Source organism: Paraburkholderia sp. SIMBA_027, from assembly GCF_046535315.1.
Classification (GTDB): Bacteria; Pseudomonadota; Gammaproteobacteria; order Burkholderiales; family Burkholderiaceae; genus Paraburkholderia; species Paraburkholderia tropica.
In genome coordinates this window covers 1-246 of the sequence record NZ_JAWRWY010001329.1, presented here as the reverse complement: position 1 = coordinate 246, position 246 = coordinate 1, and the positions used below count along the sequence as shown (strand labels likewise).

Genomic DNA, 246 nt, shown 5'->3' with positions numbered 1-246 from the left:
CGCTATGCGCAGGTGATGGTCCCGATCGTCGACAGCCTGACGGGCGTTGCTATGGCCCTCGTCATCGTCGTCGGCGGGGCACGTGTCCTGAACCAGGCGCTTGACGTCGGCGTGCTCGTCGCCTTCCTCTTTTATATCCAGCGCTTCTTCGACCCGATCCGTTCGCTGACGCTGCAATATTCGGTGATGCAGCGCGCCATGGCCTCCGGCCAGCGGCTGACAGAGGTGCTGGACGTTCCCGTCGAC

At 63.8% G+C, this 246-nt stretch carries 1 pseudogene; it reads left to right on the top strand.

Annotated elements, in window-relative coordinates:
• A pseudogene (locus tag SB764_RS43475) lies at window positions 1-246 on the top strand (ABC transporter ATP-binding protein); the annotation flags it as partial.